We start from the raw sequence: 16,663 nt of genomic DNA on the forward strand, positions 1-16,663 counted from the left end.
GGTGACATCATGAAAAAAGAACGCAACTGGAGCGTGCTGCTCGGCGCAGCATTTTTAATGGCTACTTCAGCAGTGGGTCCAGGTTTTTTAACTCAAACAACGGTCTTTACACAAGCTCTCGCCGCAAGTTTCGGTTTTGTCATTTTACTGTCGATTTTATTAGACATTGGCGTTCAGCTAAACGTATGGCGTATTATTGCCGTTTCAGAAAAAAGAGCACAGGATATCGCTAACAGTGTTTTGCCAGGTCTCGGCTTATTTATTGCTATTTTAATTGTAATTGGAGGCTTAGCATTTAATATTGGAAACGTAGGAGGAGCGGGTCTTGGCTTTAATGCGCTATTTGGTATTTCTCCTAAAGCGGGTGCAGTCATTACAGCCATCATTTCTATCGCAATCTTTTTAGTCAAAGAAGCCGGAAAATTAATGGATCGATTTGCTCAATTAATGGGCGGAATATTAATTATTTTAATGGTGTATGTGGCTATTTCGTCCGCTCCCCCAGTAGGAGAAGCGGTATCTAAAACATTTTGGCCGGATCACATTGACGTAATGGCAATTGTGACTCTTGTAGGAGGAACGGTAGGAGGATATATTACATTTGCAGGAGGTCATCGTTTATTAGATGCAGGAATTAAAGGAAAAGCTGCGATTCCTGAAGTAACAAGGGGAGCAGTATCCGGTATTACGATTGCTTCCATCATTCGAATTTTTCTATTTTTAGCGACATTAGGTGTGTTGAGTCAAGGGTTAAAACTGAATCCTGATAATCCACCAGCCTCTGTTTTTCAGTTAGCCGCAGGGGATATTGGCTATAAATTATTCGGTGTCGTCATGGCAGCAGCGGCTATCACTTCAGTTATTGGTTCAGCATATACATCGGTTTCCTTTATTAAATCCTTCAGCAAAAGGATTGAGAAATATGAAAACTGGATTATCATTGCATTTATTACGATTTCAACCCTGGTTTTCTTGACGATTGGCCAGCCGGTCACTCTGCTTATTTTAGCTGGAGCATTAAATGGGTTAATCTTACCTATTACACTTGGAACAATGCTTATAGCGGCGTATAAAAAGAAGATAGTAGGCGATTACAAGCATCCGACTTGGCTTACCGTTTTTGGCGGTTTTGTGGTCGTTATTATGGCTGTACTAGGAGTCTATACGCTTGTGACTCAAATGGCAAAACTGTGGTAAGGAATTCTATAACCAATTAAAAAAGGGCCTTCTGGCCCTTTTTTAATTGGTTATAGGCAATACATATAAAATGATTGCTAAAAAGTGGAGTACGGTTCCGCCAAGAACAAACATATGCCAAATCATATGATGAAAACGAAATCCTCGCCATACGTAAAAAACGGCCCCGATTGTATACAACACGCCTCCAACTACGAGAAGGACAATTCCTTGATGGGCAATGTTTTGAGTTAACGAATCCCAAGCAAACACAATCATCCATCCCATAAATACGTAAAGAATGGTGGAAATAAAAAGGAATTTCTTCACAAAAAAAGCTTTGAATACAATTCCTGCAAGAGCGATGCCCCACACAATTCCAAAAAGTGTCCAGCCGGTGGTTCCTTTTACTGCGATAAATAAAAATGGAGTGTACGTACCGGCAATAAACAAATAAATAGAAGAGTGGTCAAATATCTCAAAAAGATCTTTTACCTTACCTTCCGGAAAACTATGGACAAGCGTAGAGGAGACATAGAGAAGCAGCATGGTTACTCCGTAAATAGTAAAACTGATAACATGCCAAGGCGTTCCTTCTAACGAAGAAAGTACGATTAAAAGCGTTAATCCAACAATGCTGAGTATGGCTCCAACGCCGTGTGTAATCGCATTTGCAATTTCTTCTCCTCTTGTAAATGTGTGTGTAGTAGCCATTTACAAAATCCTTTCTTTACACAAATTTATCTTCTATTTTCTCAGAGGTTCAGGTTTGAACATACCTGCTGAGAAAAAATCCGTAACTGTCAAAAACATGAGTGGAAAGTTCATTGATTATTTCTTTATTATAGACCATTCTTTTGATTTTATCTATTTTGACTGGAGGTTCGAAAAGAGGAAAGATGTATATGTGAATGTTCACTAGCTGTAAAAAGCATGTATAGAAGAAAAAAATGCTTTTTGAAAAAATGGCAGAAAAGTTGTCATGAAGGCATGATTTTGAAATACATATAAAATAAAACTTTTAACAGTCAAGGTTACGATTACTGCTTAGCTCATTTGCAATAGATAAGTAACAAGATTGTAAGAAGGCAGGGGGATGGAAGCAGTGAAAAAAGAAGTTATTTTTGATGAAACAGGCACATACAAATACTCTCTATTATGCAAATGGAGTGAAGTAAACGAACGTAAACTTACGTTTGTCTTGTCATTTCCAGAAAATACGTATGAATACAGCGACGATACAGCTATATCCAAATGTATAGAACTGGCGCAAAAGTGGGGATTTGGAGTCTTAGAAATCGTTTATTTATTCAGCTATCAAACCGATCATGTTTCGTTTTTACGCATGCTTTCAAAAGAAGAAGCTGTTGGAACAAGAACAGGTGAGTATATTCAAAAAGCAGTGGAAGATGCTGAACTGGTTGTGGTAGCTTGGGGTGATCATGGAAGCATTTATAACCGGCAAGAGGAAGTAGAACGCTTTTTGAAACACAAGCCGGTATACTGTTTTGGAAAAACGAAGCAGCAATTCCCTCGCCATATTTTATCCGTCGTGCACCGTACAGAATTACAGAAATACGAAGTGCCGGCTAATCGTGAAGAGTCAGAAGAAGTTTCTTCGTTTATTGAAGACATAGATCAAAGTTTTGGTGGAGAGGATTATTCTCCAATTAAACAACTAACAGAAGAAGAACCGCTTATGTTTATTGAAGACATTTCCAGTATGTATCGGTAAAAAGAAGAAGCGAGGTTTATATTCCTCGCTTTTTCGTTAGTATAAAACACCAAGTTTTGTCATATGGTTGTATCAAGAAGCGTGTGTGAAGGGGGAACTTTATGAAGTTGAATGAAGTGTTGCACCGCATCACAACTATTTATAATGAGTTAGAAGAAGAGTGCTTTCAATATATAGGGGCTGTGATCAACGAAAATGCAGAGCTGGATATTTCTCGTCTAGAAGAATTAAGTACGCTGTTAAACTTCGTATATGAATGCTCGCAGGATATATTAGTAGGTTCTATTTTAACAAAATTGGATTATGGACAACCCATTTATCAATTTGCTATGTTAAAGCCTATTTCTCTGGAAGGAAATGAAGATAAGTTAGATATTTTATATGAAGAAAAAGTAAAAGTAGAAAGAGCTATTCTAGATGTGTATACAGCTCAGCGAAAGAAGTTATTGACTCAAGCAGCTGAAGACTTAAAAGAACTGCACTACGAGCTGCAGACCTATGTATATGCTTGCAACATATAAGTGAATCTGTTGAACTGGCAAGGCATATATACAAATAAAAGGGAACATGTTAGGATAAATAAAAAGAACTCCTAATCAAAGAGTTCTTTTTATTGTAAAATATATGATTTTGAACTAGTAAAGCATAAAGACGGTGGTAATGGCAGTTACCCTTTTCTTTGTGCTTTTTTTATCCAATTGTGTTGATGATGCTGCTTACCGCGTTAAATAAGTTCATTAAAACGTCGTTGAACATGTTTGCAACCTCCTTTATGATAGATTTACATAGTAATACGAGAAAACATAAAGTTTGGATCACATTTTTTTAATGTTTTTTTAGAAAAATAGTTAAAAAAAGAGTTTAATGGAGGTTGAAGAAGATGAATTCGTTTACAAACGACGAAAAGCAAGCAGTATACAAAGCGATTTATGGAAGAAGAGATGTACGAACATTTTTGTCTGATGAGATTCCGAATGAAACGGTTTATAACATTCTACAGGCTGCTCACAGCGGACCTTCCGTCGGGTTTATGCAGCCTTGGAATTTTATATTAGTATCTGATACAGAAGTGAAAAATAAACTTGCCTGGGCAGCAGATAAAGAGAGAAGAGCACTGGCTATTCATTATGAAGGTGAAAAGAAAGAAGATTTTTTAGAGCTAAAGATTCAAGGATTAAAAGAAGCGCCGTTAACTATTTGCGTAACGTGTGATCCAACAAGAGGGGGCTCTCATGTTCTCGGAAGAAACTCAATTCCAGAAACCGATATGATGTCAACTGCGTGTGCGATTCAAAATATGTGGCTTGCTTCATATGCAGAAGGACTGGCAATGGGGTGGGTAAGTTTTTATAAGAAAAATGATGTACGTGACATTTTACATATTCCTCCTCATATTGATCCTGTAGCGCTCATGTCAATTGGCTATACAGATAAATATCCTGAGAAACCAATCTTAGAACAAGCAAACTGGGAAAAAAGAAGGGATTTAGACAAGCTAATTTATCATAATGTATGGGAAAATGAAAAAGAATAGCGAAGAGAAAATAAAGACATACTAAAAAGCGCCGAAATATAGTGAAATTTGAATATTAAATGATACACTATATATAGCGAAAGCGGATATGAGCGTCTAGCGTATCCGTTTTATTTATATGTATACAAATGACTTGGGAAAAAGAGAGATAGGAGAATTGAAGGTTTCATGAATATTGCAAGAAGTTGGCTTCACAACAAACTTACTGTTCGCATCATTACGCTTATTATCATTACAGTTTTACTTGTCAGCATTAGAAGTATGCTTCAGCTGCTGTTATTTACGTTTATTTTTACCTTTTTAATTGGTCGTCTTCAACAAACGTTAAGAAGAAAGCTTCCGCTTAATTCAACGCTTATACTCATCGTCATCTATATCGCACTGATTGGGGCCCTCGGTATTGTAGGATATGTATATATCCCGGTTATTATGACGCAAGTTACTGAGCTTGTACAGAAGCTGATGTATTTTTACAAACACCCCCCTGATAATACATTCGTCACCTATATTATCGATAATCTAAAGAGATTCAAATCACCAGAAAATATTCAGCAGAATATTGATTTAGTATACAGCTATTTATCTAATATTGGAAAAGTAAGTGCACAAGTTTTCTTAGCACTCTTGTTAAGCCTATTCTTTTTACTTGAAAAGTCGCGGATTCACCGATTATTTGTCCAACTGGAACAATCTAGGCTGGGCTGGTTTTTCAAAGAAGCTGGCTATTTGGGGAGAAAATTTGTTAATTCCTTCGGCAAGGTAATAGAAGTTCAGTTTATTATCGCTTTTGTGAACAGCATTTTGTCCGTTATTGCGCTGTGGGTGTTAGGGTTTCCTAATTTGCTTGCACTTGGCGTTATGGTCTTTCTACTAGGGCTAGTGCCGGTCCTTGGGGTATTTGTTTCACTCATTCCACTTTGTACAATCGCTTACAGTTTAGGAGGCGGTGTAAAAGTACTATCTGTGTTAATTATGGTGGTAGTACTTCACGCACTTGAAAGCTATGTATTAAATCCAAAGCTCATGTCATCTAAAACAAACTTGCCAACGTTCATTACGTTTATCATTTTAGTGTTTGGTGAACACTTCTTGGGCGTGTGGGGGCTGATTCTTGGTATTCCTATCTTTATTTTCTTTTTAGATCTAGTAGGAGTAGATTCAGCACAGCAGCTGTCAAAAAAAGAAACCTCCGTAGACTAGTCTGCAGAGGTTTCTTTTCTTAAGCAGCGTATCGTTTTTTGAATAGTAGGATGATCGCGATGCTTAAGTTTATAAGCAAGAAAGATCTGATTTTTTACTGCTAAATGTTCAAGTTCGATTTTTACTTTTCTTTCTCGAAGCGCTTCTTGAATTAAATAGCGGGGAAGCAGGCTGATTCCCATGTGATGCTGAATGGCTTTTAACACCGTTTGAAGATTTGGAATGACGTGATGAGGCTGAATTTCAGGTCGTTTTTTAAAATGCTGTCGCCAAAAACGTCTAATAATAGGAAGTTCAAGACCATAGCTAATCCACCGCTGGTTGTATAAAAAATCTTCTACGTCTTTACTAGCTGTCATTTCAAAAGAAGGAGGAACAGTTAAGACAAACTCTTCTTCTTCAATGACCGTATATTCAATTCCAGGTATTTGCAATCTTTGGGTTGTAATCGCAATATCAATTTCGTCGTTTTGAATCTTTTCAAGTAAAACAGAAGCAATACCAAACTGGCTGTAGCATCGGATACCTGCATCTTTTATTCTCTCTAAAGCTTGTTCGGTAAAATACTCTACGGGAGAACCAATTTTTACGACCGGCAGCGCGTTGGGAGATGAAGCGGTCATTTTTAATTCAATTGAAGCAGCTTCTAGACTTTCAATTAACGGGACAATACGCGTGTACAGTTCTTTACCTTTTTCTGTTGGAATCATCTTTCTCGGTGCACGGATAAATAAACCTTCGCCTATTTCAGCTTCTAAAGCAGCTAAGTGCTGACTCATGGCCGGCTGCGTTAAGATCCTCGCTCTGGCTGCTTCAGAAACGGATCGATATTTGTAAATGCTTATAAAGCTGCGATACCATTCAAAATCAATCATTTATGTCATCCTTTCTTATAAATTTATTTATGGTTATCTATTTATTTTCTAATTTGTATTATAGACAAGCTCTCTTTAAAATAAAAATAGTAAGCAAATCATTTTTAGATAAAATAATAATAGCAACGCTAGGCAAATGATTTAAAAAGGAGAGTTAGACTGTGAAAGCATTATTATTGCAAGATAAAAATAAATGGACAGAAATGAAAGTAGAAGAAATAGAAAAACCTCTTCCGAATAAAGGGGAAGTAGTAGTTGAAGTTCACGCAGTGGGACTTAATCCCGTAGATTATAAAACAGCTACTAACGGAAACCCTCATTGGACATATCCTCACATTCTAGGTTTAGATGTAGCTGGGACAATTGATGAAGTTGGAGAAGGAGTAGTTGATTGGAAAAAAGGAGACCGCGTCGTCTATCACGGGGACTTTATGAAAAAAGGTGGATATGCTGAATATGCGGTTACAACTGCTCATTCAATTTCGCGCATTCCTGATGCTGTTACATTTGAAGAAGCTGCTGCTTTGCCTACTGCAGGTTACACGGCGTATGAAGCACTATTTCGTAAACTTCCAATGAACCATATTCAAACCATCTTAATTCATGGAGGAGCTGGAGGCGTAGGGGGCTTTGGCGTGCAGCTTGCTAAAAACGCTGGAAAGACCGTTTTCTCAACAGCTTCAGCACATAATCATGAGTATGTAAAGTCGTTAGGAGCCGATTATGTAATTGATTATCGCGAGGAAAACGTCGCAGAAAAAGTATTGGAGCTGACAAATGGCCGCGGCGTAGATGCTGTGCTTGACACGGTGAGCGCAAAGAACGCAACAGACTCTTTAGATATGATTGCCTATAGAGGGCATTTAGCACATATTGCTGGTGCACCTGATTATACAAAAGTAAAGCCTTTTACAAAGGTGATTTCTTATCATGAAGTAGCTTTAAATGCTGCACACCACGTTGATGACATGATTGCGCAAGCGGATTTAGCAAAAATGGGCGATGAGCTTTTAGCATTGGTAGCAGAGAAGAAAGTAGCTCCGATGATTGAGCGCATCATCTCGTTAAAAGAAGTGCCAAGTGCATTAGAAGAGCTTTCAAAACGCCATGTGAAAGGGAAAATCATTGCTAAAATTAAATAATAGCAGGACAGAAAAGACTCTTTTATTACAACTAATAAAAGAGTTTTTTTCTGCTATTTTCTTTTTTTGCGTTACTTCACTTATGAACTGCATATGATAGAAGATAATCAAATATGGCAAACGAGTGCGTATGAGCTTTTTTTACTAGTAAAATTGCTTTGAAATCGTGAAATTTTGAATAGTTTGAGTTATGATGAAAGAACGTGAAATTTGTATGATTGAAAGGAGAAAAAAGGTGCAAGGGTTTATTGATTTTGTACAAAATTTAGGCATAGTGGGCATCTTTATTGCTACAGCAATCGAAGCTGCGGCAATTCCTTTTCCGTGTACGTTATCGATTTTGCTCATTGGCTCGGTGCTGCAGCTTTCAATATGGAAAATCCTTATTGTTTCAGCTGTCAATACCGTTATTTATATCGCATTCAACTATATTCCGTTCGTTATGGGATACAGGTTTGAATTTATTACCAAGCGCTGGTTTGGTGAAAAAAATATAAAGCGTGCCCAAAAATGGTTTCATAAATATGGAAAATGGAGTATTACGATTTCTCGTCCCATCAGTATCGCAAACTATATAACCTATTTGGCAGGCCTTAGTAAAATCAAATCTAAGGACTTTGTTTTATACAGTACCTTAGGAATTTTTCCGTGGTTTGTTTTTTTGCTCTATGTAGGAGGACTTGGAGATATTGAAAAAATCCAAAAATATTTGCATGATGTAGATCGTTTAATATTTGTTATTCTTATAATCGGAGTGATAGTTGGTGCAGGCTGGTGGATGAAAAAGAGAAGAGAAAGCCACGCTCAAGAATAAAGCTATAATGATGGTTATAGCTTTATTTTAATATAAAGAAATTCTTTAAATAAAAAGATTTTTCTGAAAAATAATAAAAAAACATTTTTCCTTTTAAAAAAATGTGATACTATGATACATAAGGTCGCTAAGAATTATCTTGGTTCATCCGGTGTTTACTGCAGTTATTTAATAAAAGAAGCCAGGTATAGGTAAAAGCTTTGTTTCTAGCAATGTTGAGAAATGCTGCCTTGTGAAGGGAGGTAAGACGTACAGTACGTGTCAAACGTGTGTTATTAAAACCATAAATTTGTAAGCGATTTCTTTCTTTTTACATGTGAGTAGAGCAGCTTTGGTTTTGAATGCAGCTTGTTACAGATTAGTTAAATAATGAGTATAGTTTAAAATTAGATCGATCTAATTACCCGTACTATATGCATATGAAATGTGTTTGATCGTAAATGAAAATAAGCTTAAAAAGTACAGGTTAGGCACCACAAGTATTTCTGAAATTTTAATAAAACAGGAGGTAGAATCATGAAAAGTGCAGGGCGTATCAACGGCAAAACTCAGCTCATTGGCCTGTTAGCAACTCCAATTGGACATTCATTATCACCATCTATGCATAATATGGCCTTTAAAAAACTGGGATTAAATTATGCTTATTTAGCTTTTGAGGTAGGAAATGACTCGTTAGAAGATGCGATTAAAGGGCTGAGAGCGTTAAATGTTAAAGGTTTTAATGTATCCATGCCAAATAAAACAAAAATTCTCCCGTTTCTTGATGAATTAGCAGACAGCGCCAAATTTTCAGGAGCTGTCAATACCGTCGTAAACGATAATGGCGTACTAGTTGGGCATAGCACAGACGGTATGGGCTACATTCGAAATTTAAAAGAGAACGGCGTGGAGATCACAGGGAAAAAAATGACGTTGGTCGGTTCGGGTGGAGCAGCGACGCCTATTGCTATTCAAGCGGCTTTAGAAGGACTTGAAGAATTAACAATTTTTGCTCGTCATGATGAATTTTATTCAAAAGCTGTAGAAAACGTAAAAATTATTAATGAAGAGATGAAACATGTTTCATGTAAAGCGAAGCTGTATTCTCTTGAGGATACAGACAGGTTAAGAGAAGAAATTAGAACGAGCGATATTTTGACAAATGGAACAGGAGTAGGAATGAAACCGTTAGAAGAATTCAGCATTATTGAAGATATATCAATGCTGCGTCCTGATTTAATTGTAACAGATGTCGTGTATATGCCTATGAAATCAAAACTGTTAGAACAAGCTGAATCAATTGGATGTCACACTGTTAATGGAATAGGAATGATGATCTGGCAAGGGGCCATGGCGTTTGAATTGTGGACAGGAAAAGAGATGCCTGTGGAGTATATTAAGCAACAAATGTTTGAACCGAGCTTACAGTATTAAAAACGCGTATTTTTTAACTTTGCTAGAAATTTGTATAAATGAAGGGACTATATCTTCTTTTCCTCTAGCACAATAAAAAAATGATTCTAGACGATTAATATATAAAAGGTTTTGTTATATTAAAAAAGTATATATTTCAATTTTCTAAAAATTAAAAATATATATTGCGCAGAGAAATGTAATTCAGTATACTAAAACTCAAGTTTGAATTAATTTTACATTAGGCTGTGTCAAAAGACGACGCTTAGTCAAAAAAGGCAGGTGTTACAATGAGAAATTAAAAAAGCAGACACTAATCACATCATGTTCGGATATTTGAGTAGATCATAAAATATACGGCATCGTTCCGCAATATGTGAAGAGATTCCCGTTGGAATTAGATCGTTCTAATAAAAATTTATTAGATCGTTCTAATTAGAACTTTCTATTAATCTTTTTAATTCCACTAATAAAAGTTTTACGGAAAGGATAAGAGAACAAGTAAATAGCTAGAGGATTAGGTTTTCAGCATTGCCATCTTTCAACTTTAGTTCAGGCAGACTTTATGTAAGTAAGCAATTGTAAATGGGATCTGAGCAAAGAAATATTTCACAAAAATGAAAGCGCATACTTAAAATCTTATGAGTGAGGGAAGATAATGAAAAAACATCGTTGGTCGATTGTATTCTTGATTGCGGTTGGTGTAGTTGTAAACTATTTTGATCGAATTAATATGTCCATTGCTATGCCATTGTTACAAAAAGAATTTAACTTGACAGCAGGTCAGATGGGGATTTTCCTATCAGCATTTGCATGGTCTTACGCTTTACTTCAACTTCCTATAGGGCCTTTGCTAGATAAAATAGGCGTAAAATGGGTAACGCGTGTAGCGACTGTGATATGGACAGTAGCTTGTCTTTTAACTGCAGTAGCAAATGGATGGGGGTTAATTATTTTATCTCGAGTGCTGTTAGGAGTTGGAGAAGCACCATTCTTTCCATCTGCTGCCAAAGCAGTTAGCCATTGGGTTCCGCGTCAGGAACGCGGAAAAGCTATAGCAGCTTATGATTCTCAATCCAAACTTTCCAACGCCATCGGGGCGCCTATATTAGCACTAATTGTAACAGAGTGGGGCTGGCGAGGCGGTTTCTTAGCAACTGCTATTCTTAGTTTCATATATGCTATTGTTTATTGGATCTGGTATCGTGAACCTCATGAAGATGAGCGTTTAACGAAAGAAGAATATGACTACATTGTTCAAGGCGGTTCTCAAAGTTCAGAAGAAGTTAAAGGCAGTGCAATGGAGAACATTCGATATTTGCTAACTAAAAGAAAAGTCTGGGCAGTATTCATTGGGTTTGCGGCATACGGCTATTCATGGTTTTTGTTCTTGACTTGGCTTCCTGGATATTTAGCAACAGAAATGAACATGTCTATTTTAAAATCAGGCTGGTACTCGGCTATACCTTGGATTGTAGGTACCATTACTGAAATAGTAATCGGGGGCTGGCTTGTTGATCGTCTTATTAACAAAGGGTATAACCGGACGCGTGTCAGCAAGTTTTTTCTAGTAATAGGTATGGTATTTGGTTTGTCAATTATTGGGGCAGCGTTTACTCACAGTGCGAACGTAGCTGTATTTTGGATTTCAACAGCACTTGGAGGTCTTGTTGTCACATCTGCTGTTGCCTACAGCATTCCTACATTTATTGCACCAAAAGGAACGGTAGGAACATTAACGGGACTTTTAACATTCGGGAATAACTCAATGGCTATTGTTGCACCTATTACGACTGGGTTTATTGTTCAGGCCACGGGTTCATTTATGTATGCTTTCCTTTTAGCAGCTGCTTTTTTAGTGATTGGAATTTTAAGCTATACGTTCTTATTAACAGATTTAGACCCGATTGAAAGCAAAGAGTCTATCCTATTAGAAGAAAAAGAGTTAACTTTAGAAAAATAAATAATCTTAATATTTTGACTAATGATATCCGTTTTTAACATATCAAAGGAAATCTACTAATTAATTATCTTAATTAAGCATACAAACAGTTATTACCGGAGGGGATTCAACGTGTTAACCAAAAATTATGGACCTTTAACAGGAGTTCAAATACTGGATATTTCTACTATGATTGCTGCTCCTTTTGGAGCTACTTTACTAGCGGACTTGGGGGCGGAAGTAACCAAAATTGAACTTCCGGGAAAAGGAGATACGCTTCGGACTGTAGGGCCTTGGAAAGGGACTGAACCCTTAAGGTGGCCCGGACTTGCCCGCAATAAAAAGTCTGTTACGCTGGACATTCGATCAGAAGAAGGAGCAGAAATTTTCAAAAAGCTAATTAGTGGAGTAGACATTTTAATTGAAAATTTTCGCCCCGGTACACTGGAAAAATGGAACTTAGGATATGAAGAGCTTAAAAAAGTTAACCCTAAGCTAGTAATGGTGCGCGTATCAGGTTATGGACAAACAGGTCCTTATCGAGAAAAAGCTGGATTCGGTACACCTGGTACAGCATTTAGCGGACATACTTATTTACAAGGATATTCAGATCGTCCGCCCGTCAGTCCTTCTTACTCTTTACTAGATTATGTAACGGGCATATATACCGCGTTCGCTTGTGTAAGCGCTATCTATCATAGAGATGTACACAAACAGCCGGAAGGTCAAGTAGTAGAAATGGGATTATATGAATCTATTTTTCGAATGATGGAGTTTTTAATCGCTGAATATGATCAAAACGGAAAAGTAAGAGAGAGAAGCCCTGGACTTGCAGGTCACTCAAGCCCTGCAGGCACATATGAAACAAAAGACGGAAAGTTTGTTGTATTAGTATGTAGTACAGACTCTACCTTTGATCGTCTTGCAGAGGCAATGGAAAGAAAAGATATGTTAAAGGATCCGCGATACTATACAAACGTAGAGCGTCTAAAGCATGATCATGAAGTTCAGGAAATTGTGTCAAATTGGATTAAGTCCTTCACTCAAGACGAGCTGCAGGCAAAGTTAGATTCATTTGGTGTGCCAGTTAGTCCTATCTACAGCATTGAAGATATATTTAATGATCCTCAGTACAGAGAACGAGAAAACATTGTAGAAGTAGAGCACCCCCGCCTAGGAAAAATTAAGGTTCCGGGAGTAGTGCCAAAGTTTTCACATACACCGGGAGCAATTCGTCATCGTGCCCCTGAATTGGGAGAACATAATGAAGAAATTCTAGGCGGGAGACTGGGGTTATCAAGTGAAGACTTAGCGGTGTTAAAAGAAAAGGGGGTTATTTAATGAATACTATTCAAAAAATAGAATTACCGGAAAAAGTCATAATCTGTGAAGTAGCTCCAAGAGATGGGTTTCAAGCTGAACATGAGTGGATTCCTACAGAAGAAAAAATATCTATTATTCGTCAGCTAGCCAAGACAGGCATTCAATCAATGGAAATTACGTCTTTTGTACATCCGAGAGCGATTCCTCAGTTAAAGGATGCCGAGCAGGTCGTAGAAAGTGTTCAAGATTTAACCAATATCAAATTTCGCGCGTTAGTGCCGAATGTAAAAGGTGCACAGAGAGCCATTGACGCCGGAGTGAAAAAGTTAAAGCTTATGCTTTCAGCTACAGATTCTCACAGCTTATCTAACGCAAATTGTTCTGTAGAAGAAGCCCAAAAAGGTTTTTACCCTATTATCGAATTAGCAGAAAAGCATAACGTTAAAGTGGGAGGTTCAATTTCGGTAGCGTTTGGATGTCCTTATGAAGGTAAGGTTGCTATAGAACGCATTTCTTCTATTGTAGAACGATACAGAATGATGGGTGTCGAAGAAATTTCTTTAGCGGATACAACGGGGATGGCAAACCCTCAGCAAGTGTATCGTATACTAGGGTTTCTTAAACAAAATTATCCCGGCATTATTTTCTCCATGCATTTGCACAATACGAGAGGAATGGCATTTTCTAATGTAGTAGCTGCTTTGCAGCAGGGTGTTATTCATTTTGATAGTTCTATTATCGGTTTAGGAGGGTGTCCCTACGCTCCAGGCGCCACTGGAAATATAGCTACAGAAGACCTGGTTCATGGATTAAGTGAAATGGGAATTCATACGGGCATCGATCTTAACAAGCTTATTCAAGCAGCAAAAGAGGTAAAGCACGTAATTGGCCATGACGGTGGAAGCTATATGCTACAAGCAGGTCCTTGTTCAGAACTTCATGCCAAGCCAAAGGTTCAAGAGAAATTAGTATAACTAAGCCGTAAACATGATAGCCTTTTAGGAAGTGATGGAAGCGTTTAAATTAAAATAAATTAGATCGATCTATTTTCCTCTCATGTAAAAACGTTCAGGCCTTGTTTTATATAAAAGTTTGTTTAATAAAAATGAAAAGTTGGTGCTAAACATGATAGAAACTATTGAAAAGAAATCACAGCCTTATATTAACGGTGAATGGATTATTGAAGATCGAGAAGTAGCTTTAATAAAAAACCCCTATTCTGGAGAAGTCATAGGTGAGCAGCTATTAGCGAATGAAGAAGATGTTGAAAAAGCATTAGCATCAGCATATGAAGCAAAAAAACATGTTGTTGCCCTTTCTTCTTACCAGCGTTCTAAAATCTTAAAGAAAGCGGCTCTATTACTAGAACAAGAGAAGGAAAAATTTGCTCGACTTATTTCTTTAGAATTAGGAAAGCCTTTGAAAAATACGCTGGACGAAGTGGCCCGTTCAATCGAAACATTGGAACTGTCAGGGGAAGAAGCAAAAAGATTGATTGGTGAAACATTGCCTGGCGACGTTTCAGAACGAGGTGCACAAGCTATTGCATCTACTTTCCGAGTGCCCGTTGGTGTTGTAGCGGCTATCACACCGTTTAACGCTCCTTTAAATCTTGTATGCCATAAAATTGGGCCGGCTTTTGCTGCTGGGAATAGCGTTATTTTAAAGCCATCTTCGCAAACAACTTTAATTGCAACAGAGCTTTTAAAGCTGCTGCTGCGGGCAGGCTTCCCTAAAAATGCTGTAAATATGGTGCTTGGTCGAAGACAGGTTGCACAGCAAATTGTAAAAGATGATCGTGTGAATATTATTTCATTTACAGGTGGAACAGTAGCTAGTAAAAACATCTGTGAGCTAGCTGGAATGAAAAAAGTATTGCTCGAGCTAGGAGGAAATGCTGCAACGATCGTCCATAACGACGCAGATTTAAATCGTGCTGCGGCTATGTGTGCTAAAACCGGATTTAGCAATTCTGGCCAGAGCTGTATCTCTGTTCAGAGAATTTATGTACATCGATCTGTGGTCTCTGAGTTTACCAATCTTTTAAAAGACGAGGTGCTGAAACTTAAAATCGGAGATCCTTTATTGCCTGATACGGATGTAGGGTGTGTAGTAGATGTCCATGCAGCTGAGCGAGTGACGAGCTGGATTGATGAGGCCGTACAATCGGGAGCACAAGTGATATGCGGAGGAAAGCGCCGCGGAGCTACGGTGGAACCTACCGTTCTACTAAATCCTTCTAAAGAAAGCAAAGTTATTTGTGAAGAAGTATTTGGTCCTATTATTAGTATTGTCCCGTACGGTACGATTGAAGAAGCTATTGAAGAGACAAATGATTCTACTTTTGGTCTTCAAGCAGGGATTTTTACGAACAAAATGGATTTGGCTTATAAAGTGGCTCATTCTCTTGAAATGGGCGGTGTAGTTATTAATGGAACATCTAACTTTAGATTAGATCATTGGCCATATGGCGGAGTGAAAAACAGCGGTATTGGCAGAGAAGGCCCACGTTACGCCGTTGAAGAAATGACTGAAACGAAGATGATTGTATTAAGACTCCCTACGGAGAATTAAAATCAAATCAATATGTAGGACGTCTATAAATATATATCGTCATTTTGATTAGATCGATCTAATTCGTTTGAATAAAGGAGGAATTTATAAAATGCCTAATCAATTTTCACTTGCATATCTTACTGTTCTTGGATGTTCACCGCCTAAAATGACGTATATGGCTGCAAAGGCAGGGTATGATTTTGTTAGTTTAAGGCCTATTTACATGGGGTTGCCTGGAGAGCCTAATTATGCGTTAGCTGAAAATAAGCAGCTGATGCGAGAAACAAAATCTGCCATGTCAGAGACAGGAGTGAAGCTCCTTGATATAGAGTTAGCACGTATCTATGAAGGAGTTGATCCAAAACGTTACTTACCTGCAATGGAAGCAGCTGCTGAACTTGGAGGACGTCACGTCCTTAGTAGCATTTGGACGGACGATCGCAATTTTGGTATCGAATGCTTTGCTGAACTCTGTGATCTAGCTAAGCCTTTTGGGTTAACCATTGAATTAGAATTTGTTCCTATTGCGAGCGTATACAACCTTAAAGGCGCAATGGATGTTCTTTATACGGCTAATCGTGAAAATGCAGGTCTTATGATTGATATCCACCATTTTCATCGATCAGGAGATAAGGTGGAAGATTTGGACGACGTGCCTCGTGAGTGGTTTCGCTATCTTCATCTTTGCAATGCTTCTGCGGAAATTCCAAGTTCAAAGGAGGAGATGACTCGAGTTCTTAGAGAAGAACGATTGTATTTAAATGAAGAAGGTATTGATGTTGCAAGTATTATTAATCGTATCCCGCAGGTTCCTTATTCCATAGAGTTGCCAAATGTAAAACGTGCCAACGAATTAGGGTATGAAGAGTTTGCGCGTCAATGTTTACAAACTGCTAAACAATACTTAGATAAACATCCGCGCAAGAAGTATGTTTCTCATCAAGATCAGCTGCGTTTTCATTCTACACGATAGG

General features: G+C 37.8%; 15 protein-coding genes. 13 read left to right on the forward strand and 2 right to left on the reverse strand.

Annotated features, from left to right (window positions below; all coding sequences use genetic code 11):
- Positions 1 to 9 precede the first annotated feature (9 nt).
- Positions 10 to 1,197, forward strand: a complete 1,188-nt coding sequence (locus MMB69_RS18645; RefSeq protein ID WP_277448182.1) for an NRAMP family divalent metal transporter — start codon at positions 10 to 12, stop codon at positions 1,195 to 1,197.
- Between the two features lie 42 nt (positions 1,198 to 1,239).
- On the opposite strand, the gene trhA is transcribed toward MMB69_RS18645, so the two are convergent.
- A complete protein-coding gene (gene trhA, locus MMB69_RS18650) occupies positions 1,240 to 1,890 on the reverse strand; it encodes a PAQR family membrane homeostasis protein TrhA (RefSeq protein ID WP_221783913.1) in 651 nt (216 codons plus the stop codon).
- 382 nt (positions 1,891 to 2,272) lie between these two features.
- Here trhA and MMB69_RS18655 point away from each other — a divergent pair, with 382 nt between their 5' ends.
- The 4 genes from MMB69_RS18655 to MMB69_RS18670 all read left to right on the forward strand — a co-directional run bounded on the left by MMB69_RS18655 (position 2,273) and on the right by MMB69_RS18670 (position 5,645).
- Positions 2,273 to 2,911 (forward strand): DUF1643 domain-containing protein, encoded by a 639-nt coding sequence (locus MMB69_RS18655; protein WP_277448183.1) that lies wholly within the window; start codon positions 2,273 to 2,275, stop codon positions 2,909 to 2,911.
- Positions 2,912 to 3,012: 101 nt separating this feature from the next.
- The gene (locus MMB69_RS18660) at positions 3,013 to 3,432 is read left to right on the forward strand and encodes a hypothetical protein (RefSeq protein WP_115653170.1); all 420 of its coding nucleotides are present in this window, start codon (positions 3,013 to 3,015) and stop codon (positions 3,430 to 3,432) included.
- Positions 3,433 to 3,791: 359 nt separating this feature from the next.
- Entirely contained in the window at positions 3,792 to 4,445 is a 654-nt protein-coding gene (gene bluB, locus MMB69_RS18665; protein WP_013055676.1) for a 5,6-dimethylbenzimidazole synthase, read from the forward strand.
- Between the two features lie 168 nt (positions 4,446 to 4,613).
- Entirely contained in the window at positions 4,614 to 5,645 is a 1,032-nt protein-coding gene (locus MMB69_RS18670) for an AI-2E family transporter (protein WP_221783915.1), read from the forward strand.
- On the opposite strand, the gene MMB69_RS18675 is transcribed toward MMB69_RS18670, so the two are convergent.
- On the reverse strand, positions 5,642 to 6,520 hold the full coding sequence (locus tag MMB69_RS18675; protein WP_264408918.1) for a LysR family transcriptional regulator: 879 nt from the start codon (positions 6,518 to 6,520) through the stop codon (positions 5,642 to 5,644). The genes MMB69_RS18670 and MMB69_RS18675 overlap by 4 nt on opposite strands.
- A gap of 161 nt (positions 6,521 to 6,681) precedes the next feature.
- On the opposite strand from MMB69_RS18675, the gene MMB69_RS18680 reads away from it, so the two are divergent.
- From MMB69_RS18680 to MMB69_RS18715, 8 genes are all read left to right on the forward strand, one after another.
- Positions 6,682 to 7,662 carry a zinc-binding dehydrogenase gene (locus MMB69_RS18680; RefSeq protein ID WP_277448185.1) on the forward strand — a complete coding sequence of 327 codons (981 nt, stop codon included), beginning with the start codon at positions 6,682 to 6,684 and terminating at the stop codon, positions 7,660 to 7,662.
- A gap of 235 nt (positions 7,663 to 7,897) precedes the next feature.
- Positions 7,898 to 8,476 (forward strand): DedA family protein, encoded by a 579-nt coding sequence (locus MMB69_RS18685; protein ID WP_277448187.1) that lies wholly within the window; start codon positions 7,898 to 7,900, stop codon positions 8,474 to 8,476.
- 516 nt (positions 8,477 to 8,992) lie between these two features.
- Entirely contained in the window at positions 8,993 to 9,889 is an 897-nt protein-coding gene (locus MMB69_RS18690) for a shikimate dehydrogenase (RefSeq protein WP_277448188.1), read from the forward strand.
- Between the two features lie 637 nt (positions 9,890 to 10,526).
- A complete protein-coding gene (locus MMB69_RS18695) occupies positions 10,527 to 11,831 on the forward strand; it encodes an MFS transporter (protein WP_013081988.1) in 1,305 nt (434 codons plus the stop codon).
- Between the two features lie 111 nt (positions 11,832 to 11,942).
- Positions 11,943 to 13,151, forward strand: a complete 1,209-nt coding sequence (locus MMB69_RS18700; protein ID WP_277448190.1) for a CaiB/BaiF CoA transferase family protein — start codon at positions 11,943 to 11,945, stop codon at positions 13,149 to 13,151.
- On the forward strand, positions 13,151 to 14,107 hold the full coding sequence (locus tag MMB69_RS18705; protein WP_264408920.1) for a hydroxymethylglutaryl-CoA lyase: 957 nt from the start codon (positions 13,151 to 13,153) through the stop codon (positions 14,105 to 14,107). Before MMB69_RS18700 ends, MMB69_RS18705 begins: the two co-directional genes overlap by 1 nt.
- A 151-nt stretch (positions 14,108 to 14,258) precedes the next feature.
- Entirely contained in the window at positions 14,259 to 15,707 is a 1,449-nt protein-coding gene (locus MMB69_RS18710) for an aldehyde dehydrogenase family protein (protein WP_277448191.1), read from the forward strand.
- Positions 15,708 to 15,798: 91 nt separating this feature from the next.
- Positions 15,799 to 16,662: a sugar phosphate isomerase/epimerase family protein gene (locus MMB69_RS18715; RefSeq protein WP_221783926.1), complete on the forward strand. Its 864-nt coding sequence runs from the start codon at positions 15,799 to 15,801 to the stop codon at positions 16,660 to 16,662.
- Position 16,663 lies beyond the last annotated feature (1 nt).

This window comes from Priestia sp. P5 (assembly GCF_029522155.1).
GTDB classification, from domain to species: domain Bacteria; phylum Bacillota; class Bacilli; order Bacillales; family Bacillaceae_H; genus Priestia; species Priestia megaterium_E.

Excerpts from the sequence above, each read along its gene's own strand:
- MMB69_RS18695 (WP_013081988.1), top strand. The coding sequence starts at position 10,527 with ATGAAAAAACATCGTTGGTCGATTGTATTCTTGATTGCGGTTGGTGTA.
- MMB69_RS18715 (WP_221783926.1), top strand. The coding sequence starts at position 15,799 with ATGCCTAATCAATTTTCACTTGCATATCTTACTGTTCTTGGATGTTCA.
- trhA (WP_221783913.1), bottom strand. The coding sequence starts at position 1,890 with ATGGCTACTACACACACATTTACAAGAGGAGAAGAAATTGCAAATGCG.
- MMB69_RS18705 (WP_264408920.1), top strand. The coding sequence starts at position 13,151 with ATGAATACTATTCAAAAAATAGAATTACCGGAAAAAGTCATAATCTGT.
- MMB69_RS18675 (WP_264408918.1), bottom strand. The coding sequence starts at position 6,520 with ATGATTGATTTTGAATGGTATCGCAGCTTTATAAGCATTTACAAATAT.
- MMB69_RS18655 (WP_277448183.1), top strand. The coding sequence starts at position 2,273 with ATGGAAGCAGTGAAAAAAGAAGTTATTTTTGATGAAACAGGCACATAC.
- MMB69_RS18690 (WP_277448188.1), top strand. The coding sequence starts at position 8,993 with ATGAAAAGTGCAGGGCGTATCAACGGCAAAACTCAGCTCATTGGCCTG.
- MMB69_RS18670 (WP_221783915.1), top strand. The coding sequence starts at position 4,614 with ATGAATATTGCAAGAAGTTGGCTTCACAACAAACTTACTGTTCGCATC.
- MMB69_RS18645 (WP_277448182.1), top strand. The coding sequence starts at position 10 with ATGAAAAAAGAACGCAACTGGAGCGTGCTGCTCGGCGCAGCATTTTTA.
- MMB69_RS18660 (WP_115653170.1), top strand. The coding sequence starts at position 3,013 with ATGAAGTTGAATGAAGTGTTGCACCGCATCACAACTATTTATAATGAG.
- MMB69_RS18710 (WP_277448191.1), top strand. The coding sequence starts at position 14,259 with ATGATAGAAACTATTGAAAAGAAATCACAGCCTTATATTAACGGTGAA.
- bluB (WP_013055676.1), top strand. The coding sequence starts at position 3,792 with ATGAATTCGTTTACAAACGACGAAAAGCAAGCAGTATACAAAGCGATT.